The following is a 19,647-nucleotide window of genomic DNA, read 5'->3' on the forward strand; positions in this document are numbered from 1 at the left end:
GCCATGCCGGCGTCTAAGAAGAGGTTAACGTGCGTGTCGCCACGGGACGCTACGCATTTCTCCTGGAGTAAGGATTTCTTTCCCCAACGATGGTAAATGGGCATTTATCCAATCTTGCGGGGGCGGGAGTCGGGATCGCATGAAGTTCGTCGGTGTCATGATTGCTGCCGGGATGGTCCTCGCCATGCCGCCTGCGCTTGCGCAGGAAAACCCGGTCAAGGCCGGGGTCGAGGCGTGGGAGCGCGGGGACTACAAGGCCGCCGTCGATCGCTGGCGCGCGCCGGCGATGAAGGGCGATTCCGACGCGCAGTTCAATCTCGGCCAGGCCTACAAGCTCGGCCGCGGCGTCCCCGCCGACCTCAACCAGGCCGAGCTCTGGTACGGCAAGGCCGCCGCCCAGGGCCATGAGCAGGCCGAGGCGAGCTATGCCCTCGCGCTCTTCGCCAACGGCAAGCGCGATGCCGCCGCGCCCTGGCTCCAGCGCGCTGCCGGCCGCGGCGATCCGCGGGCGCAGTATGTGCTCGGCACGATGTATTTCAACGGCGACATCGTCCAGAAGGACTGGGTACGCGCCTATGCGCTGGTCACCCGCTCCTCGCAGTCGGGCCTGGGCGAGGCGTCGACCGCGCTCGCCCAGATGGACAAATACATGTCGGTGCAGGACCGCCAGGCCGGCCTCACTCTCGCGCGCAAGTACGAGGAAGAGGCGAACCGCGCGCCGCTGCCAGGCAGCAACCCGCCGCCGGCGGAAGTGGCGAGCAGCAATCCCCCCGTCCGCAAGCCGCCGCGGGTCGTGACGGTGCCGGCCGTCCAGGTGCCCGCACCGGTCAAGGTCGCCGCCGCCGCGCCTGCCGCCGCGGTCCGCGACGGCGGCTGGCGCCTCCAGCTCGGCGCGTTCGGCGACCCCGGCAATGCCCGCAAGCTATGGAGCCAGCTCGGCGGCCGCTTCCCGGGCCGCTCGGTCAGCTATGTGAAGTCGGGCAGCCTCACCAAGGTGCTGGTCGGCCCCTATGCCAGCCGCGCCGAGGCCTCGGGCGCCTGTCGCGGGGTGAGCCCCTGCGTGCCGGTGAGCCAATAAGCGCGGCGCAATTTATATCGCACCTGCAACAAAACCGATCTAACGGCGTTCGACCATGATGATCCGGATCCTGGCGCTCGCGCCGCTGCTCGCCCTCACCCTGCCCGCCCACGCCCAGGAGGCGCAGGACGACAGCAAGCCGCCGCGCCGTTACCGCGTCTCGCTCGGCCCGCAATTCACGCCCAGCTATCCCGGCGAGGACAAGCTCCGGCTGAGCCCGCTGGTCGATCTCGCCATCAGCCGCGGCGACAAGCCCTTCGTCTTCGAGGCGGCGGACGAGAGCTTCGAAGTGCCGATGCTCGACGATAGCGGCTTCCAGATCGGTGCCGTCGCCAATTTCCAGGGCGCCCGCCGCCGCGAGACCACGCGCATCGCCGTCAACGAGGTCGGCTTCACCGCCGAGCTCGGCGGCTATATGCAATATTGGCTGGCCAAGCCGCTGCGCGTCCGCGCCGAGCTGCGCCAGGGCGTCAACGGCCACAAGGGCCTGATCAGCGATGCCGGCTTCGACTATGTCGCGCGCGACGGCGACAAATGGCTGTTCGCGATCGGCCCGCGCGTCACGCTGACCAACAACAAGTATCGCGAGGCCTATTTCGGCGTCACCCCCGTCGTCGCGGCGCGCACCGGCCTGTCGGTCTACCGGGCCGATGGCAGCTGGGTGCAGGCGTACGGCGCCAGCGCGACCACGACCTTCCAGTTCAGCGAGCACTGGGGCGTCTACGCCTATGCCAAGTACGACCGCCTGACCGGCGACGGCGCCGCCTCCCCGATCACCCGGGCAATCGGCAGCCGCAACCAGCTCTCCGGCGGCGCCGCGCTGAGCTTCACCTTCGGCAAGGGCGTGCGCTGAAATAGCGCATAACGCCTCTTCTATTCCCCTCCCTGAAAGGGAGGGGTTAGGGGTTAGGGGTGGATTGGCGAGCGAAGCAAAGCCGGGCTACGCTTGCACAATGCTTCGCCGCATCGATCCTGCGCTGCTCGCTCGCGCACGGGAATTGCGCAACAACCCGACCGAGACGGAGCTCGCGGTCTGGCGCCTGATCTCGCGCCATCGTCCCGCCTTCACGCGCCAACATATTGTGGCGCCGTTTATCATCGACCTTGCCTGCAGGCAGGCGAAACTCGGCGTCGAGTTCGATGGGAGCCAGCATATCGCCGAAGCCGACCGCGATGAACGCCGGTCAGCCTATCTCCGGACTAGGGGGTGGCGCGTTATCCGCCTCTGGAATTCCGAGGTGCTATCGAATCCGGAAGGCGCCGTTGAATATATTCTGGCGCAAACCGCCGAGTGCCTCGGCGGCGCTCCTCCCCAGGCTCTCGCCTCGAGGGCCGGGAGAGAAAGAAAGCAACGCTGGAACTGATCAGGCTGAAGCCGCATCGCTTCTATTCCCCTCCCTGCAAGGGAGGGGCTAGGGGTGGGTTAGAAAAGGCCGGGCTCGATGCCCGGCCTTTTCTGCTTCGGCTACCGACTGGCTGGGCTCGCTGCGCTCGCAACCCACCCCCGACCCCTCCCTTGCAGGGAGGGGAGATAGGAGAACCTCAGCCCCCCACCCACTCCCCCGCCGCAATCCCCTGCGCATAGAGCAGCGCAGTCAGATCCCCATGGTCCACCCGCACGCCCGCCGCCGCCGCGACGATCGGCTTGGCGTGATAGGCCACCCCCAGCCCCGCCTCGCGGATCATCGCCAGGTCGTTCGCGCCGTCGCCCACCGCCAGCGTATCCGAAACGTCCAGCCCCAACTCGCTGCGCACCGCCAGCAGCGTGTCCAGCTTGGTCGCGCTGTCGACGATCGGCTTCTCCACCGTCCCGTCCAGCGCGCCATCCGCGATCACCAGCCGGTTGGCGATCACGCGGTGGAAGCCGATCTCCGCGCCCACCGGCTCGGCGAAGCGGGTGAACCCGCCCGAGACCAGCACGCAGGTCGCGCCGCGCGCGCGCATCGTCTGCACCAGCGTCTTCGCCCCCGGCATCAGCTTCACCCGCTCGGCCAGGCACTGCGCGATCGCGCTTTCGGAAAGCCCCTTGAGCAGCGCCACCCGCGCATCGAGCGCCTCGGCGAAGTCGAGCTCGCCGCGCATCGCCCGCTCGGTCACTTCGGCGATCTGTGCCTTGATCCCGGCATAGTCGGCCAGCTCGTCGATGCATTCGACGGTGATCATCGTCGAGTCCATGTCCGCGATCAGCAGCGTCTTCGCACGCCCCGCGGCCGGCTGCACCGCGACGTCGGTGACGGGAAACGCTCCCTCCAGCGCCGCCCGCGCCGCATCGGGGTGCATCGCGAATTCCAGGTCCGCCGCGCGTCCCTCGTCCAGCCAGCGCCACGCTCCGGGGCCGCACTGCACCGCTGCCAGCCGGTCGGCCGCTTCGGAAAGCTGCCCAGCGGTCAGGCCATCTGCTATGAGCGTCGCAATGAACATCGGAACCCCTGATCTGCCAATGGTGGCGCTCATCGCAGGGCCGACCGCGAGCGGCAAGTCCGCGCTCGCCCTCGCGCTTGCCGAAAAGCATCGCGGCACGGTGATCAACGCGGATTCGATGCAGGTCTATGCCGATCTCCGCGTGCTCACTGCCCGCCCCAATGTCGAGGAGGAGAAGCGCGCGCCGCACCGGCTGTTCGGCCATGTCGACGGTGCCGACCCCTATTCCGCCGCGCGCTGGGCCGCCGAGGCCCGCGCCGCCATCGCCGAGGCGCATGAAGCCGATCGCCTGCCCATCCTGGTCGGCGGCACCGGCATGTATCTGCGCACGCTGGTCGAGGGGATCGCCCCGGTGCCCGACATCGATGCCGAGGTGCGCGCCGCCGTCCGCGCGCTCCCGGTCGCCGATGCGCATGCCGAGCTTGCCCGCCGCGATCCCGAGACCGCCGCCCGGCTCGGTCCCGCCGACACCAGCCGCGTCGCCCGCGCGCTCGAGGTCGTCCGCTCCACCGGCAAGCCGCTCGCCCATTGGCAGGCCGAGCGCCACGGCGGGATCGCCGGCGAGGTCCGCATCGCCCCGCTGATCCTGCTCCCCGACAAGACCTGGCTGTCCGACCGGATCGACCGCCGCTTCCGCCACATGGTCAAGGTCGCGCAGGCCGAGGTCGAGGCGCTGCTCGCCCGCACCGACGTGCCCAACGACGCCCCGGTGCTCCGCGCGATCGGGGTGCGCGAGGTCGGGCTGGCGCTGGCGGGCGAAAGCAACCTCGACGAGGCGCATTTCGCCGGCTCGCTCGCCACCCGGCAATACGCCAAGCGCCAATATACCTGGTTCCGCCGCCAGCCGCCGCCGGAGTGGGAGCGCACGGATGAGACACAAACAAACAGACTCGTTGAGCGATTCGAAACAAAGTTGCTATAAATCAGCTTGACGCGTAGTTTTCGTGCGGCTAGCAGCGCCCTTCGGCGGTGTTTCCTGCACCGCAACATGTGGAGGCCGATGTGACCGAGAAGAGTGGAGCAGACATCCTGATCGAGACGCTGAGCGATCTCGGCGTGGAAGTCGTGTTCGGCTATCCGGGCGGCGCGGTGCTTCCGATCTATGATGCGATCTTCAAGCAGGACCGCATCAGGCACATCCTCGTCCGCCACGAGCAGGCGGCGACGCACGCGGCGGAGGGCTATGCCCGCGCCACCGGCAAGCCCGGCGTCGTCCTCGTCACCTCGGGCCCGGGCGCGACCAACGCGGTCACCGGGATCACCGATGCGCTGATGGATTCGATCCCGATGGTCGTCATCACCGGCCAGGTTCCCACCGCGCTGATCGGCACCGACGCGTTCCAGGAAGCCGACACGGTCGGCATCACGCGCCACTGCTCGAAGCACAATTACCTGGTCAAGGATCCCGCCCGGCTCGAACCGACGATCCGCGAGGCCTTCTATATCGCCACGTCGGGCCGCCCCGGCCCGGTCGTGATCGACATCCCCAAGGACGTCCAGGTCGCCACCGCCCGGCGCACCGAGCAGGGGCCGATCCAGCACAAGACCTATCGCCCGCAGACCGAGCCCGATGCCGCGGCGATCGAGAAGGCGGTCGACATGCTGGCCGCCGCCGAGCGCCCGATCTTCTACACCGGCGGCGGCATCATCAACTCCGGTCCCGAAGCCTCGCGCCTGCTCCGCCAGCTCGCGGATGTAACGGGCGCGCCTGTTACATCGACGCTGATGGGCCTCGGCGCCTTCCCCGCTTCGGACGACAAGTGGCTGGGAATGCTGGGGATGCACGGCACCTACGAAGCCAATATGGCGATGAACCAGGCCGACCTGATCATCGCTCTGGGTGCCCGTTTCGACGACCGCGTCACCGGCCGGCTCGATGCCTTTTCGCCCAACAGTGCTAAGATCCACGTCGATATTGACCGGTCGAGCATCAACAAGAACGTCCGCGTCGACCTGCCCATCGTGGCCGATGTCGGTCCGGCGATGCGCGCGATGATCGAGACGTACAAACTTCGGAAGCATCCGCGTCCAGACCTGTCCGAATGGTGGACCCGCATCCGCGGCTGGCGCCAGGTCCGCTGCCTCGATTTCCAAGAGACCGACCCCAAGGTCATCATGCCCCAGCGCGCCATCCGCGCGCTGTGGGAGGCGACCAGGGATCGCGCCCCGATCATCACCACCGAGGTCGGCCAGCACCAGATGTGGGCGGCCCAGCATTTCGACTTCGAGGACCCCAACAAGTGGCTGACCTCGGGCGGCCTCGGCACGATGGGCTATGGCCTGCCGGCGGCGATCGGCGCGCAGATGGGCAATCCCGACGCGCTGGTCATCGACATCGCCGGCGAAGCCTCGATCCAGATGAACATCCAGGAGCTGGCCACCGCGACCCAGTATCGCCTGCCGGTCAAGATCTTCATTTTGAACAACGAATATATGGGCATGGTCCGCCAGTGGCAGGAACTGACCTACCAGTCGCGCTACTCGGAGAGCTACAGCGACGCCCTGCCCGACTTCGTCAAGCTGGGCGAAGCCTATGGCTGGAAGGGCATCCGTATCGACACGCGCGACCAGCTCGACGCCGGCATCGCCGAGATGCTCGCCTATGACGGGCCGGTGATCGTCGATTGCCGCGTGGCCAAGCTCGCCAACTGCTTCCCGATGATCCCGTCGGGTGCCGCCCATACCGAAATGCTGCTCCAATCGGCCGAAGTCTCGGGCGAGATGGACGACGAAGCCAAGGCGCTGGTCTGATCCCATGCATATCAAGGAAGAAGCAGTCGAGCGGCACACGCTCGCGGTCATCGTCGACAACGAGCCGGGCATCCTCGCCCGGATCGCCGGCCTGTTCACCGCGCGGGGCTACAACATCTCCTCGCTCACCGTGTCGGAGATCAGCGACGACGACCTGATTAGCCGGATCACCATCGTCACCCACGCCTCGGCGCCGGTGATGGAGCAGATCATCGCCCAGCTCGAGCGGCTGGTGCCGGTGCACAAGGTGACCGATCTCACCGCCTTCGGCCCGCATGTCGAGCGCGAGCTGGCGCTGGTGAAGGTCTCGGGCACCGGCGACCACCGGATCGAGGCGCTGCGCCTCGCCGAAGTCTACCGCGCCCGCGTCGTCGACGCGACGACCTCGAGCTTCGTGTTCGAGGTCACCGGCGGCGTCGAGAAACTGGACAAGTTCGTCGAGCTGATGCGCGACCTCGGCCTGGTCGAGGTCGCCCGCACCGGCATCGTCGCGATCGCGAGAGGGGCCGAGGCGGCCTGAAATCATAACCGTCATCCCGGCGAGAGCCGGGATCTCGTGCGGCAAGCGCACGCTCAACTGAAAGTGGGACTGAACAAATGCGCGTTTACTACGATCGCGACGCCGATCTGAACCTGATCACCGGCAAGAACATCGCCATCCTCGGCTATGGTTCGCAGGGCCACGCCCACGCGCAGAACCTGCGCGACAGCGGTGTGAAGAATGTCGCGATCGCGCTCCGCCCGGGTTCGCCCTCCGCCGCCAAGGCCGAAGGCGCCGGTTTCAAGGTGATGAGCAACAAGGAAGCCGCCGGCTGGGCGGACATCCTGATGATCCTCGCGCCCGACGAGCACCAGGCCGGCATCTACGAGGCCGATATCAAGGGCAACCTGAAGCCCGGCGCCGCGCTTGCCTTCGCCCACGGCCTCAACATCCATTTCGGCCTGATCGAAGTGCCGGCGGACATCGACGTGATCATGATCGCCCCCAAGGGTCCAGGCCACACCGTGCGCGGCGAATATGTGAAGGGCGGCGGCGTGCCCTGCCTGATCGCGATCCACCAGGACGCCTCGGGCAACGCGCATGACGTCGCGCTCGCCTATGCCTCGGGCGTCGGCGGCGGCCGTTCGGGTATCATCGAGACCAATTTCCGCGAGGAATGCGAGACCGATCTGTTCGGCGAGCAGGCCGTGCTCTGCGGCGGCGCCACCGCGCTGGTCCAGGCCGGGTTCGAGACGCTGGTCGAGGCCGGCTACGCGCCGGAAATGGCCTATTTCGAGTGCCTGCATGAGCTCAAGCTCATCGTCGACCTGATGTACGAGGGCGGCATCGCCAACATGCGCTACTCGATCTCGAACACCGCCGAGTACGGCGACATCAAGACCGGCCCGCGCATCATCACCGAGGAAACCAAGAAGGAAATGAAGCGCGTCCTCGCCGACATCCAGTCGGGCCGCTTCGTGAAGGACTTCATCCTCGACAACCGCGCCGGCCAGCCGGAACTCAAGGCCAGCCGCAGCGCCGCCAAGCGCCACCAGATCGAGCAGGTCGGCAGCGAGCTGCGCGCGATGATGCCGTGGATCGGCGCCAACAAGCTGGTCGACAAGGACAAGAACTGAGCCGACCCGCGAGGCCGGCGGGGAAACCCGTCGGCCTCAGCCGCATTCGCTTTCGAACTGCGCCAGCACCGGGTCATATTCGATCTGGGCAAGCGGGATGGTGTACTGCGCGGGTGCCGCGATCGCCCGATTTCCGCGTGGACGGCGCAGGAGCTTGAAAAAGCGCGAGATACGCATGGCGGGGACCGTTCTGCTGCTTGGCGACTGGGTAAAATCTGGCAGGCCGCCCTCCCCCGCGCCATTCAGGGCCGCTGCGTAAGTGGAAAGTCCTGATCCCAAGCTTGGTCCAGGCGCCTTTCCCGCCTAGCGTCGCCCCGGCATTCCAAAGGGGCAGGCGAAGCATGAACGATACCACCGAAGGCCATGGCGGCGTCACTCGGGTCGAAGCCTTCTCCGACGGCGTAATCGCGATCATCATCACGATCATGGTGCTCGAGATGAAGGCGCCCGCGGAGCATGGCCTCCAGCATCTCTGGGCGCTGTGGCCGGTCTTCACGGCCTATGTGCTCAGCTATGCCTATGTCGCGATCTACTGGGTGAACCACCACCGCATGTTCTCGCACGCCACGCGCATCACCAACGCGCTGCTCTGGGCGAACATCGCGCTGCTCTTCACGCTGTCGCTGGTGCCCTTCGCCACCGCCTATCTGGGCGAGCAGCATTTCAGCCATGACGCGGCGCTGGTCTATATGTGCGTGATGATGCTGCCGAGCTTCGCCTATGTCTGGCTGCAGACGGTGATCCGCCGCACCGGCCGCCAGGACGACGCCGCGCAATCCTATCACCAGCGCACGCTGCGCAAGGGCGCATTTGCCGCGGCGATCTACGTCGCCGGCATCGCCCTCACCTTCGCCTCGCCTTGGGCCGGCCTCGCCTGCGCGGCATTGGTCGCGGTGCTGTGGTTCCTCCCCAAGAGCCCGCTCGACGCGCTGTTCGGGGATTAATTCCCTCGACCGCCTTTGCAGGAGAGGGGAAAATAGAAGAGGCGCCCCGGTTTCCCGGAGCGCCCTTTCCTGCCCGAAGGCGCTTGCCTCAGAACCCGAAGCGCAGCCGCGCGCCATAGAAGCGCGGATAGCCCGGATAGCCGTTATAATTGCCCGTCTGCTCGGGCACGGCGAAGCCGGTGATGAAGTAATAGGTGTTGGTCAGGTTCTCGACATACACCTCGCCGCGGATCTTGCCGTCGTTCGACTGCAGCCCGATCGAGCCGTTGACCAGCGCATAGCCCTCGTTGCGGATCACCGTGTGGCCGGTCACCGGATCGGGGTTGCTCGAGGGGATGTCGACTTCGCTGTTGTAGCGGAAGTCGAGGTGCACCAGGCCCTTGAGCCCGGTCGAGACCTGCGGCTCCCAGGTCACCGCGCCGGTCACCGTGTTCTTCGGCTGGTTGTTGAACTGCTTGCCTTCCTGGCCCTGCAGCGGCGTGCCGGTGAAGTTGTTCGAATCGGCATATTTGGCGCTGATGTAGCTGTAGCCGAGCTGGAAGGTCAGGTCCTTTGCTGGACGGATCGTCGATTCGAGCTCGACGCCCTTCGAGATGCTCTTGTTGACGTTCTGGACGACGAAGTTGTTGCCCGAGAACACCAGCGACTGCAGGCCGTAGAAGTTCATGTAGAACGCCGCGACGTTCAGCGAGAAGGCGCGGTTCGGGCTCCACTTGGTGCCGAGCTCGAAGGCGTCGTTGGTCTCCGCGCCGAAGCGCAGGTCGCGGCCCTGCGGCCCGTTGCCGCCAAGCAGCACCGAGTCGAAGGTCGCCTGGTCGAGATTGTAGCCGCCCGACTTGTAGCCGTGATCATAGCTGCCATAGGCCAGCAGCTTCGGCGAGAACTTGTAGGCGAGCTTCACCGTGCCGGTGATCTTGTCGTCGCTGAAATTGTCCGTGTAGTGGCCGTTGAACTCGGTGTTCACCGCCGGGTTGCAGCTCAGCAGGTAGAGGTTGTTGAACAGGCCGAGCTGGCGCAGCAGGTTGGCATAGGCCGTCGCCGCGGGCTGGCCCGCACGCACCTGGTTGAAGAAGGTGCAGCTGCCGGTGTTGTTGTTGATCGATGCGTCGAGCGCCTTGCGCTCGTGGTTCCAGCGTGCGCCCAGCGTAATCGAGAAATTGTCGCTGACGTTGATGATGTTGTGGGTGAACAGCGCGAAGGCATCGGTCTTCACGCCGAAATTGTCGTTGTTGTTGCCCTGGCCCGGCGCGGAGGCGGGCAGCGGCGAGGCGGCGAGCGCGGCCAGCCCGGGGATCGGTGTCGCGTTGTAGCCCGGGATCACGCACAGCCCTGCCGGCGCCGTGCCGGCCTGGGCGCGGAAGCAGCCGACCAGCGGCGCGAGCGTGGCGCCATAGACGGCGCTCAGCGCCGCCAGGCTGTTCGGCACGGCCGGGTTCAGGAACACCGCGCCCGGGGTTGGCACCGTAGGGCCGAGCGAGCCGTAGAACTGCACGCGGCCGCCAAAGGACGGGCCGGCAAGCGCATTGAACACCGAGTCGACGAACAGATTGCCGTCATTGCCCAGGCGCACCGTGTCGGTCAGGTTGTTCTGCTCGTGCAGGTAGAAGCCGCCGACCAGCCAGTCGAGCGCACCGCCAAAGGCCGAGCCCTGGAAGCGCACTTCCTGGGTGAGGTCCTTCAGCTCGGTCTTGTAGCCGGTACGATAGGCGCGATCGATGCCCGAGAAGTCGATGTCCTGGTTGCGCAGCGCGCGCCAGTCGCGATAGCTCGTGATCGACGTCGCCTTGACCGAACCCAGGTCCCAGTTGACCTCGCTCGAGAAGCCCCAGTCGCGCACCTTCTCGCCATAGTCGCGATTGGGCGAGACGGCCTGGATGCGGTCGCTCGGATCGCCGGTGTAGATGCCGGTGCGGCCCTGCGACGCGGCGATGCCGTTGATGATCTGCGCGATGCTGCCGCGGGCGACCGAGACGGTGCCGCAGCACTGCTCGTTGGTCTCGTAATAGTCGCCGATCAGGCGGAAGGTCACGTCGCCGCTGTCGATCAGCGCCTGGCCGCGCAGGTTCCACCGGTCGATGTCGTTGAAGCGGCGATTGCTGTTCGGATCCTTGATATAGCCGTCGCGCTTCCGGTAGCTGCCGTCGAGGCGCAGCGCGATCTCCTCGCTCACCGGCCCGGTGATCGCGCCCTTCACGCCATATGCATTGTAGTTGCCGTAGCTGCCCTCGACATAGCCGTGGGTCTCGAACTGCGGCGCCGCGGTGTAGATGCTCAGCGCGCCGGCCGAGGTGTTGCGGCCGAACAGCGTGCCCTGCGGGCCGCGCAGCACTTCGACGCGCTCCAGCTCGGGAAGCTCGGAGATGGCGACGCCGGCACGCGAACGGAACACGCCGTCGATGAACACGCCGACCGCTGGCTCGAAGCCCGGGTTGTCGCCGCCGGTGGTGATGCCGCGGATATAGATGGTGGTGCCCGTCGCCGAAGACTGGCCGGTCGAGCTCTGCACCGAAGGCGCCAGCTGCTCGAGGTCGCGGATATTGTCGACGCCGGCATTCTGCAGCTCGGCGGCACCGATGGCGGTGATCGCGATCGGCACGTCCTGCACGGTCTCGTTGCGGCGCGTCGCGGTCACGACGATCTCGTTGGCGGACTGATAGCCCTGGTCGTCCGCCGTCGGGGCGGGCGTCGGGCTCGGCGTCGGCGTGCTGGTCTGGGCGAAGGCAGGCGTCGCGAGGAACAGCGTGAGCGCAGTTGCCGCGAGCAGGTCGAGCTTCTTCATCGGGTGGATCCCCTCCTTGGCTGCCGGCCGGCTTGTACCGGTCACGGCGTTGCTTTTATCGCCAGCGAAACTAACGCTGCATTTTTGAACCCGTCAACGGGGATACCGGCCGGAACTCCGCGGATTCCAGCCAATTTTCCCGGGTAGATACAGTATAGCCACACCCGGTTTCTGCGAGAATCGCAGTTGCCGTAGCGTAAAGCCGACAAGCGGCTGGGAAGAGACGAAAATGGTGCATCTCCACGACGACCCCGAAGATGGCGACATCGTCGCGGCGCCCGCCAAGATTCCGGTGCCCGACGAAGTCTCGGATGCGATCCGCACGCTGATCCGCTGGGCTGGCGACGACCCCGAGCGCGAGGGCCTGCTCGACACGCCCGCCCGCGTCGCCCGCGCCTGGAAGGAATATTGCCAGGGCTATGGCGAGGATCCCGCGCACCACCTCAGCCGCGTGTTCGAGGAAGTCGGCGGCTATGACGATATCGTCCTGCTCAACGGCATTCCCTTCCAGTCGCACTGCGAGCACCACATGGCGCCGATCACCGGCAAGGCCTCGATCGCGTACCTGCCCAAGGACCGCGTCGTCGGCATCTCCAAGCTCGCCCGCGTGCTCCACGGCTTCGCCGGCCGCCTCCAGGTCCAGGAGCGGCTGACCGCACAGGTGGCGGACTGCATCTGGGAGCGGCTTCGCCCGCAAGGCGTCGCGGTGGTGATCGAGGCGACGCATGGCTGCATGACCGCGCGCGGCGTGCGCACCCCCGGCGTCGGCATGGTCACCAGCCGCATGATGGGCGTGTTCCGCGACGATGAGCGCAGCCGCCAGGAAGTGCTCAAGCTGATGGGCTATTGATGCGGATACTCGTCACCGGCGGCGCACGGCGGATCGGCGCGGCAATCGCCCGCCGGCTGGCCCTGCGCGGCCACCAGGTTGCGATCCACCACCATAACGCGCCCGAGGATGCCGAGGCACTCCGTGCCCAGATAGAGGCCGAGGGCGGCACGGCCTGCATCGTCTGCGGCGAGCTCGCCGATGCCGCCACCGCCCCTGCCCTCATCGCCGCCGCGCGCCAGGGCCTGGGCGGCCCGATCGAAGGGCTGGTCAACAACGCCTCGCAATTCGCCTGGGACGCGCTGCCCCTCACCGATTTCGCGATGCTCGACCAGCATATGCGCGTCAATTGCGGCGCCCCCGTCGCGCTGGCCTCGGCGCTGGCGGCGCAGCCGGATCTGGACGCGGGCGCGGTGGTCAACCTGCTCGACCAGAAGCTCGCCAACCTCAACCCGGACTTCCTCACCTACACGCTGAGCAAGGCCGCGCTCGCCACCGCGACCGAGCTGCTCGCCCGCGGCCTCGCCCCGCGCATCCGGGTCAACGCAGTCTCGCCCGGCCTCACCCTGCCGAGCCTGGACCAGAGTGCCGAGGAATTCGCCGAGCATGCGCGGCAGAACCTGCTCCAGCGCCCGGTCGCGCTGGCCGACATTGCCGCCGCGGTCGAGATGCTGCTCGTCACGCCGAGCATCACCGGGCAGAACCTCTTCGTCGATTGCGGCCAGCGTTTCCTTGCACGCGACGGCGACGTGATGTTCGAAGGCCGGGAGCGCCCGATTGGCTGAGTACACGATCCTGCTCGACGGGCTCGAGGTCGTCATGGGCCTCGGCATCCACGCGCACGAGCGCGCCGCGCCGCAGCGCGTGACGCTCCACGTCGCGATGACCTGCCGCTATACCGCGCCGCCCGAGGACCGGATCGATGCCGTGGTCGACTACGATTTCCTGCGAACCGGCATCCGCAAGCTCGCGGAATCGCGTCATTTCGAACTGCAGGAAACGCTCTGCGATCAGGTCGCGGCGCTGGCCCTGGCGGATGCGCGGGTGGTCAAGGTCACCGTCCGCTCGATGAAGCTCGACGTCTATCCCGATGCGCGGATTGGCTGCGAGGTCAGCCGCAGCCGCTAGGACCCTAGGCCGCCGCCGCCGCCCGCGGCGGTGCCTGCACTATCGGCATCATCCCCCAGGCATGGAACACCGCCACGCGGTTCCGCCCCTCGCCCTTGGCACGATAGAGCGCGACATCGGCACGGATCAGCGCCTCGGCCGGGGGCTCGCCCGGCGCATAGTCGGCCACACCGAAGCTGGCGCTGAGCAAGTGATCCTCGGCCAGCGCATCGTGGCGGATCGCATGGAAATGCATGCGCAGCACCTCGGCCAGCCCCACCGCGTCGCCGGCGCTGTTGCCCGGCAGGAACACCGCAAACTCCTCGCCGCCCAGCCGCCCGACCTTGAAGCCGGTCCCGGCGAGCACATCGGCGAACAGCCGGATCACTTCGTCGCCGACATGATGGCCGTAGCGATCGTTGACGCGCTTGAAATGGTCGATGTCGCTATAGATCACCGCGCCGCCCCTGAGCGGCTCGGCGCGCACCACCTGCTCGAAGGCCTGGCGGTTGAGCACCCCGGTCAGGTGGTCGCGCTCGGCGCGCAGGCGGTAGCGGGCGATCACGCCGCCGATGATCCGCGCGAGCAGCAGGAACACGCAGGGCGGTGTCATCAGCGCCGAGGTGAGCAGCATGGCGCGCTCGATCGCGCTGACCTTGACCACGGCATAGGGAACCCACAGCCCGAATGCCGCAGGATAGAGCGGCACGCGGGCCAGGAAGGTCAGCGCGACCACTGCCAGCCCGGCGATCAGCGCATTGTCGATCGTGCCGCGCGGGTGCGTGCGGAGCAGCCGCGCCATCCCGTCCCACAGCCCCAGCGCGCAGGCGAACTGGAAGGGCGTCACCATGACGACGAACGGCGCACCGGCAGCGAGCAATAGCATCGAGAAGGCGGCGAGCCCGGCACAGGCGCCGATCACCCGCCAGTCCTGCGCGCCGCCGCCGGTCGCGATGCGCACTGCCTGGCTGAAGCAGAGAAAGGCCACCGGCACCAGCACGATCACCGCAACATGCTCGACCGGCCCGCCCTTGAGGAGCGAGAAGACGAGCATCTCGAGCGTGCCGCACAGCAGCGACGCGGCGATCCAGGAGAGCGCGGATTCGCCCCGCAGGCCGATCCGGATCGCACCCACGAGCAATGCCAGCGCTGCGAAGACGCATGCATGCACCACTGTAAGGCTGACGATCAACGCTGTTCCCCCACCGCCCAAGCTTGGGACGAAAGGCGTTAACGCCAGCCTTACTGCGTTCGATTTTTCCGATGGCCGGCCCGGCGCCTACACCCGGTTCGCCGCGCTGAGCACCGCGCGCACCGATGCGGTGGCGATGTCGGCATCGATGCCCACGCCGAACACGGTGCGGCCATCGGGCGTGCGGCATTCGACATAGGCGGCGGCCTGCGCATCGGCGCCGTGGCCGATCGCATGCTCGCTGTAGTCGACCACGTCGAGCGCCGGGCCGGTGGTGCCGGCAAGCGCATCGATCACGCCCGAGATCAGGCCGTTGCCGCGCCCGGAGATCGAGCGCGTCTCGCCGTCCACGGCGATGCGGCCGACGAACACGCGGCTGCCGGCAGCGCCGGTCTCCTCATAATCCTCGAGCACGAAGCGATCCTTGTCGCCCGGCAGATAGGTCTGCTCGAAGCGGCCCCAGATATCCGCGGCATTAAGCTCGCGGCTGGTTTCGTCGGCCAGTGCCTGCACGTGACGCGAGAAATCGGCCTGCATCCGCTTGGGCAGCTTGAGCCCCTTATCCTGCTCAAGCACCCACGCGACCCCGCCCTTGCCCGATTGCGAGTTCACCCGGATCACCGCCTCATAGTCGCGGCCCAGATCCTTGGGGTCGATCGGCAGGTACGGCACGTCCCAGAATTCGTCGTTGCGCGCTTCCTGCGCCGCGAAGCCCTTCTTGATCGCGTCCTGGTGGCTGCCCGAGAAGGCGGTGAACACCAGGTCGCCGGCATAGGGATGGCGCGGGTGGACGGGCAGCGCGTTGCAATATTCGACGGTCTGGATCACTTCGTCGATGTTCGAGAAATCCAGTCCCGGATCAACGCCTTGCGTGTACATGTTGAGGGCCAGCGTCACCAGGTCGACATTGCCGGTGCGCTCGCCATTGCCGAACAGGCAGCCCTCGACGCGGTCCGCGCCCGCCAGCAGGCCGAGCTCGGACGCAGCGACGCCGGTGCCGCGGTCGTTATGCGTGTGCAGGCTGATCACCACCGTGTCGCGGCTGCGGATGTTGCGGCAGAACCATTCGATCTGGTCGGCATAGATGTTGGGCGTCGCCGCCTCGACCGTCGCCGGCAGGTTGAGGATCAGCGGGCGCTCGGTGGTCGGGCGCAATATGTCCATCACCGCCTCGCAGACCTCGACCGAGAAATCGAGCTCGGCGGTCGAGAAGGTCTCCGGACTGTATTCGAAATGCCAGTCGGTATCGGGCTGCTTGGCGGCTTCGTCGCGCAGCACCTTGGCACCGGCCACCGCGATCGCCTTGATCTCCTCGCGGCTCATCCCGAACACGATACGGCGCCAGGCGGGCGACACGGCGTTATAGAGGTGGACGATCGCCTTCTTCGCGCCCTTCAGGCTCTGGAAGCTGGTCTCGATGAGGTCCTGGCGCGACTGGGTCAGCACCTGGACGATCACGTCGTCGGGGATCTTGTCGTCCCGCACCAGCCCGGAGATGAAGTCGAACTCGGTGGCGCCGGCGCTCGGGAAGCCGACTTCGATCTCCTTCACCCCCACCTTGCAGAGCAGCTCGAAGAAGCGGGTCTTCTTCTCGGCATCCATCGGGTCGATCAGCGCCTGGTTGCCGTCGCGCATGTCGGTCGACAGCCAGCGGGGCGCCTTGGTGATCGTGCGGCTCGGCCATTGGCGGCCGGGCAGGTTCACCTGGGGAAAGGGACGGTATTTGGAACTCGGATCGCGCAACATGACAGCTCTCTCTCGGCTGGAGACTTGGTTTGCAACTTGAATGATGCCCTTAGGGGCGTGCGCGTGCGCGTCCGGCCCCTAAGGGCGGATAAGTCGCAGACCAAGAAGCGCGTGGTTCGTCATGTTGGCGCGGACCATGGCCAAGCCGGCCAATTTTGTCCACCTCCCGCGGATGCTTTTTCTTAAAGCTTTGACCCTAGGCGAAATTTCGAGAGGGGTTCGGAGACCGATCGATGTTGCAGCTTATCTATGTCAGCACCGCGCGCGCGAATGATGCCGATTGCGCCGCGATCCTGGCGACCTCGCGCGAGAACAACGGCCGCGACGGGATCACCGGCCTGCTCTATTCGGATGGCAAGCGCTTCCTCCAGGCGCTCGAAGGCCCGGAGGATCGGGTCGAAGCCGCGCTGGCGCGCATCCAGGCCGATCCCCGCCACCGCGCGATCGTGCTGCTCTCGCGCCGCACCGTCGATCACCGCGATTTCGGCGACTGGGCGATGGCGCATCGCCTGCCGGGTGCCGATGGCGACCTGTTCCTCGCCCGCGTCGCGCAGCTCGTTGCCCAGGCCTCGCCCGATGTCCGTGCCACGTTCGAGGGTTTTGCCGAGGCGCGCCGCGCCGCCTGAGCGCGGTCAGTTGGCGTTGTCGACTGCCGCGGCTGCGCTGTTCGTGTCGTCCTCGGCCGTGGCTGCCGGCGTCGGCGCAACTTCTTCGGCCGGCGTATCGCTTGCCTTCGGGCTCGGCGTGGCGACGATCTCGGCCATGGGGGGCGGGTCGGAATAGTTGGTGCCGGTGGTCGATCCGCCGCCACAGCCTGCCAGAATCAGGCATCCGCCCAGCACCAGAACGCGCATCCCGCTTCCCCCTCTCACCGTGAAAATCCCCCTTAGCACGGCGATTTCCCCTCTCCTACCGGCCGTTTAACCCCACTTATCCCCAAAATGTCGCTCTCAGAGCCCATCTCGGCGCATCTGCTCTCTAGACAGACGCGATTTGTGACGATCAAAGGGTTGTCAGGTGAGGCGTAACACCCTCACCACGGTACATCGTAGGCGCGCAATGCGGTGCAAGGGTTCGCACAAGCCGCAGGCGCCCACGAAGGCATAGCCCGTCCAGGGCAGGAACAGGAGAAGAATTATGGCCGAGACCAAAGCACGCGGCGGTATCGCCAAGCCGGTGACCCCTTCGCCCGAGCTGGCCAAGATCACGGGCAGCGATCCCCTGCCGCGCAGCGAGATCGTTTCGAAGATGTGGGACTACATCAAGAAGAACAATCTCCAGAACCCCGCCAACAAGCGCGAGATCCTGGCTGACGACACGCTCAAGCCGATCTTCGGTGCCGACAAGGTGACGATGTTCGAGATGAACAAGCACATCGCGAAGCACGTCAAGTAAGCCGGACCGGGGCCCTGCGCCCCGCCGCTGAAAACACGAAGGGCGGGTTCCCCACGGGGCCCGCCCTTTTGCTTTAGGAGACCGAACATGGCCGAGAAGTTCGAGCGCCACCGCCAGCCCTGGCGCACCGACGAGCTGCAGAAGCTCCACACGCTCGCCAAGAAGGGCATGCCGCTGCGCGCCATCGCCAAGGCGCTGACCCGCAGCGAGGAATCGGTGAAGGACCGCGCCAAGCTCGACGGGCTGAGCATCGCCAAGCTGCACTGAGACCTGCTCGGCAGCCCCCTCCACCCGTCACCCCGGACTTGTTCCGGGGTCCACCGGGAGGCAAGTGCCGGACAAGAGGCTCTTCCACTGCAGCTGCGGCACAGTGGACCCCGGCACGAGGCCGGGGTGACGAAGGATGGTTTCACGTCTAACCGCCACGCCATGTACGACGCGATCATCCTGGGAGCCGGCGCCGCGGGGCTGATGTGCGCGCTCACCGCCGGCCAGCGCGGCCGCCGGGTGCTGCTCGTCGATCATGCCGACGCGCCGGGCAAGAAGATCCTGATCTCCGGCGGCGGGCGCTGCAACTTCACCAATATCGGCACCGCGCCGGATCGCTATCTCTCGCAGAACCCGCATTTCATGAAGTCCGCGCTCGGCCGCTACACCGCGCAGGATTTCCTCGACCTGGTCGAGCGCCACGGCATTGCCTGGCACGAGAAGACGCTCGGCCAGCTCTTCTGCGACGGCTCCGCGCGCCAGATCGTCGACATGCTGCTGGACGAATGCGATCGCGGCGGCGTCGAGCTCTGGCTCGGCGACAGCCCCCAGGTCGAGCATGCCGATGCCCGTTTCCGCGTCACCTGCGGCAAGCGCGTCGCCGAGGCGCCCGCTTTGGTCCTAGCCACCGGCGGCCCCTCGATCCCCAAGATGGGCGCCACCGGCTTCGCCTACGACCTTGCCCGCCGCTTCGGACTCAAGGTGGTCGAGCCCCGCCCCGCCCTCGTCCCGCTAACGCTCAGCGGCGAGGAAGCGTTGTTCCGCGAGCTCTCTGGCGTCTCCACCGACGTCATGGCCCGCGCCGGCAAGGCAGCCTTCCGCGAGGCCGCGCTGTTCACCCATCGCGGCCTGTCGGGGCCGGCGATCCTCCAGGTTTCCAGCTATTGGCGCCACGGCGAGAGCATCGGGATCGATTTCCTCCCCGATGCCACCCCCGGCTGGCTCACCGCCGCCAAGCGCGCGCGGCCGCGCGTCACGCTGCGCAAGCTGCTCGGCGAGGCGCTGCCCGGCCGCCTCGCCGATGCGCTCGCCGAGAAGCTCGCGCTCGCCACCGAGCTCGCCAACACGCCCGACCGCGCGCTCGACGACGCCGCGCGCCGGCTGGCCGACTGGCGTTTCACCCCCAACGGCACCGAAGGCTATGCCAAGGCCGAGGTCACCGTTGGCGGGATCAGCACCGCCGAGCTGAGTTCGCAGACGATGGAAGCGCGCAAGCTGCCCGGATTCCATGCGATCGGCGAGGCGGTGGACGTCACCGGCTGGCTCGGCGGCTATAATTTTCAATGGGCCTGGGCCAGTGGACGGGCCGCCGGACTGGCGCTCTAGCGCAGGGTTAATCCGGCATTTGCCAGCCAAGCGCGCAGCTTCCGTAACGTCCGATACCAGTTTGCCCCCAATATGGCACGGACATTACAGTAGTTTCACGTATTGAATTTCGCAGATTTGCGAATGTTTCTGCATCATGTCGCCTAAAAAGGAAGCAACCCCACTGCATCTCGGTGCGGCGGGGCCACTGCCAAC

Annotated in this window: 21 protein-coding genes; 15 read left to right on the plus strand and 6 right to left on the minus strand. The window is 66.9% G+C overall.

The annotated features are described in order from the left end of the window. Positions 1 to 139: 139 nt before the first annotated feature. The 3 genes from ABLE38_RS01580 to ABLE38_RS01590 all read left to right on the plus strand — a co-directional run bounded on the left by ABLE38_RS01580 (position 140) and on the right by ABLE38_RS01590 (position 2,442). Complete coding sequence (locus ABLE38_RS01580) at positions 140 to 1,078, plus strand: SPOR domain-containing protein (RefSeq protein WP_348972413.1); 939 nt, start codon at positions 140 to 142, stop codon at positions 1,076 to 1,078. Between the two features lie 55 nt (positions 1,079 to 1,133). After that, the gene (locus ABLE38_RS01585; protein ID WP_348972414.1) at positions 1,134 to 1,931 is read left to right on the plus strand and encodes a MipA/OmpV family protein; all 798 of its coding nucleotides are present in this window, start codon (positions 1,134 to 1,136) and stop codon (positions 1,929 to 1,931) included. 100 nt (positions 1,932 to 2,031) lie between these two features. Further along, entirely contained in the window at positions 2,032 to 2,442 is a 411-nt protein-coding gene (locus ABLE38_RS01590; RefSeq protein ID WP_348972415.1) for a DUF559 domain-containing protein, read from the plus strand. A 178-nt stretch (positions 2,443 to 2,620) separates the two neighbouring features. On the opposite strand, the gene serB is transcribed toward ABLE38_RS01590, so the two are convergent. Continuing rightward, positions 2,621 to 3,499 (minus strand): phosphoserine phosphatase SerB, encoded by an 879-nt coding sequence (serB, locus tag ABLE38_RS01595; RefSeq protein ID WP_348972416.1) that lies wholly within the window; start codon positions 3,497 to 3,499, stop codon positions 2,621 to 2,623. Here serB and miaA point away from each other — a divergent pair. The 4 genes from miaA (at position 3,492) to ilvC (ending at position 7,867) form a co-directional block, all read left to right on the plus strand. Further along, positions 3,492 to 4,421, plus strand: a complete 930-nt coding sequence (gene miaA, locus ABLE38_RS01600) for a tRNA (adenosine(37)-N6)-dimethylallyltransferase MiaA (protein ID WP_348972417.1) — start codon at positions 3,492 to 3,494, stop codon at positions 4,419 to 4,421. The genes serB and miaA overlap by 8 nt on opposite strands. Before the next feature lie 80 nt (positions 4,422 to 4,501). Beyond that, positions 4,502 to 6,250 (plus strand): acetolactate synthase 3 large subunit, encoded by a 1,749-nt coding sequence (locus ABLE38_RS01605; protein WP_348972418.1) that lies wholly within the window; start codon positions 4,502 to 4,504, stop codon positions 6,248 to 6,250. 4 nt (positions 6,251 to 6,254) lie between these two features. Next, positions 6,255 to 6,770, plus strand: coding sequence for an acetolactate synthase small subunit (ilvN, locus tag ABLE38_RS01610; protein WP_348972419.1), 516 nt, complete (start codon positions 6,255 to 6,257; stop codon positions 6,768 to 6,770). Positions 6,771 to 6,847: 77 nt separating this feature from the next. Next, the gene (ilvC, locus tag ABLE38_RS01615) at positions 6,848 to 7,867 is read left to right on the plus strand and encodes a ketol-acid reductoisomerase (RefSeq protein WP_348972420.1); all 1,020 of its coding nucleotides are present in this window, start codon (positions 6,848 to 6,850) and stop codon (positions 7,865 to 7,867) included. A 36-nt stretch (positions 7,868 to 7,903) separates the two neighbouring features. Here the strand turns inward: ilvC and ABLE38_RS01620 are convergent, their stop codons facing one another. Then, the gene (locus ABLE38_RS01620; protein ID WP_348972421.1) at positions 7,904 to 8,044 is read right to left on the minus strand and encodes a hypothetical protein; all 141 of its coding nucleotides are present in this window, start codon (positions 8,042 to 8,044) and stop codon (positions 7,904 to 7,906) included. A 164-nt stretch (positions 8,045 to 8,208) separates the two neighbouring features. On the opposite strand from ABLE38_RS01620, the gene ABLE38_RS01625 reads away from it, so the two are divergent. Next, positions 8,209 to 8,811, plus strand: a complete 603-nt coding sequence (locus ABLE38_RS01625; protein WP_348972422.1) for a TMEM175 family protein — start codon at positions 8,209 to 8,211, stop codon at positions 8,809 to 8,811. Positions 8,812 to 8,899: 88 nt separating this feature from the next. Here the strand turns inward: ABLE38_RS01625 and ABLE38_RS01630 are convergent, their stop codons facing one another. Continuing rightward, on the minus strand, positions 8,900 to 11,590 hold the full coding sequence (locus ABLE38_RS01630; protein ID WP_348972423.1) for a TonB-dependent receptor: 2,691 nt from the start codon (positions 11,588 to 11,590) through the stop codon (positions 8,900 to 8,902). Between the two features lie 229 nt (positions 11,591 to 11,819). On the opposite strand from ABLE38_RS01630, the gene folE reads away from it, so the two are divergent. From folE to ABLE38_RS01645, 3 genes are read left to right on the plus strand one after another with little or no spacing between them, the layout of a single operon-like run. After that, the gene (gene folE / locus ABLE38_RS01635; protein WP_348972424.1) at positions 11,820 to 12,440 is read left to right on the plus strand and encodes a GTP cyclohydrolase I FolE; all 621 of its coding nucleotides are present in this window, start codon (positions 11,820 to 11,822) and stop codon (positions 12,438 to 12,440) included. Next, a complete protein-coding gene (locus ABLE38_RS01640; protein WP_348972425.1) occupies positions 12,440 to 13,204 on the plus strand; it encodes an SDR family oxidoreductase in 765 nt (254 codons plus the stop codon). The genes folE and ABLE38_RS01640 overlap by 1 nt, the downstream gene beginning before the upstream one ends. Next, positions 13,197 to 13,547, plus strand: a complete 351-nt coding sequence (locus ABLE38_RS01645; protein WP_348972426.1) for a dihydroneopterin aldolase — start codon at positions 13,197 to 13,199, stop codon at positions 13,545 to 13,547. Before ABLE38_RS01640 ends, ABLE38_RS01645 begins: the two co-directional genes overlap by 8 nt. A 4-nt stretch (positions 13,548 to 13,551) precedes the next feature. Here ABLE38_RS01645 and ABLE38_RS01650 read toward each other — a convergent pair whose 3' ends face one another. Together ABLE38_RS01650 and leuA are read right to left on the minus strand one after the other, a co-directional pair. Then, positions 13,552 to 14,718 (minus strand): GGDEF domain-containing protein, encoded by a 1,167-nt coding sequence (locus tag ABLE38_RS01650; protein ID WP_348972427.1) that lies wholly within the window; start codon positions 14,716 to 14,718, stop codon positions 13,552 to 13,554. 87 nt (positions 14,719 to 14,805) lie between these two features. Then, positions 14,806 to 16,464 carry a 2-isopropylmalate synthase gene (leuA, locus tag ABLE38_RS01655; RefSeq protein ID WP_348972428.1) on the minus strand — a complete coding sequence of 553 codons (1,659 nt, stop codon included), beginning with the start codon at positions 16,462 to 16,464 and terminating at the stop codon, positions 14,806 to 14,808. 233 nt (positions 16,465 to 16,697) lie between these two features. Here leuA and ABLE38_RS01660 point away from each other — a divergent pair, with 233 nt between their 5' ends. After that, on the plus strand, positions 16,698 to 17,090 hold the full coding sequence (locus ABLE38_RS01660) for a BLUF domain-containing protein (RefSeq protein ID WP_348972429.1): 393 nt from the start codon (positions 16,698 to 16,700) through the stop codon (positions 17,088 to 17,090). A gap of 6 nt (positions 17,091 to 17,096) precedes the next feature. Here the strand turns inward: ABLE38_RS01660 and ABLE38_RS01665 are convergent, their stop codons facing one another. After that, complete coding sequence (locus ABLE38_RS01665) at positions 17,097 to 17,318, minus strand: hypothetical protein (protein ID WP_348972430.1); 222 nt, start codon at positions 17,316 to 17,318, stop codon at positions 17,097 to 17,099. A gap of 283 nt (positions 17,319 to 17,601) precedes the next feature. Between ABLE38_RS01665 and ABLE38_RS01670 the strand changes: the two genes are divergently transcribed. From ABLE38_RS01670 to ABLE38_RS01680, 3 genes are all read left to right on the plus strand, one after another. Continuing rightward, positions 17,602 to 17,859 (plus strand): SWIB/MDM2 domain-containing protein, encoded by a 258-nt coding sequence (locus ABLE38_RS01670; RefSeq protein WP_348972431.1) that lies wholly within the window; start codon positions 17,602 to 17,604, stop codon positions 17,857 to 17,859. An 87-nt stretch (positions 17,860 to 17,946) separates the two neighbouring features. Beyond that, entirely contained in the window at positions 17,947 to 18,126 is a 180-nt protein-coding gene (locus tag ABLE38_RS01675) for a hypothetical protein (RefSeq protein WP_348972432.1), read from the plus strand. 162 nt (positions 18,127 to 18,288) lie between these two features. Beyond that, the gene (locus ABLE38_RS01680) at positions 18,289 to 19,452 is read left to right on the plus strand and encodes an NAD(P)/FAD-dependent oxidoreductase (protein ID WP_348974434.1); all 1,164 of its coding nucleotides are present in this window, start codon (positions 18,289 to 18,291) and stop codon (positions 19,450 to 19,452) included. Positions 19,453 to 19,647 lie beyond the last annotated feature (195 nt).

The sequence above is a fragment of the Sphingomonas sp. KR3-1 genome (assembly GCF_040049295.1).
GTDB lineage: Bacteria > Pseudomonadota > Alphaproteobacteria > Sphingomonadales > Sphingomonadaceae > Sphingomonas.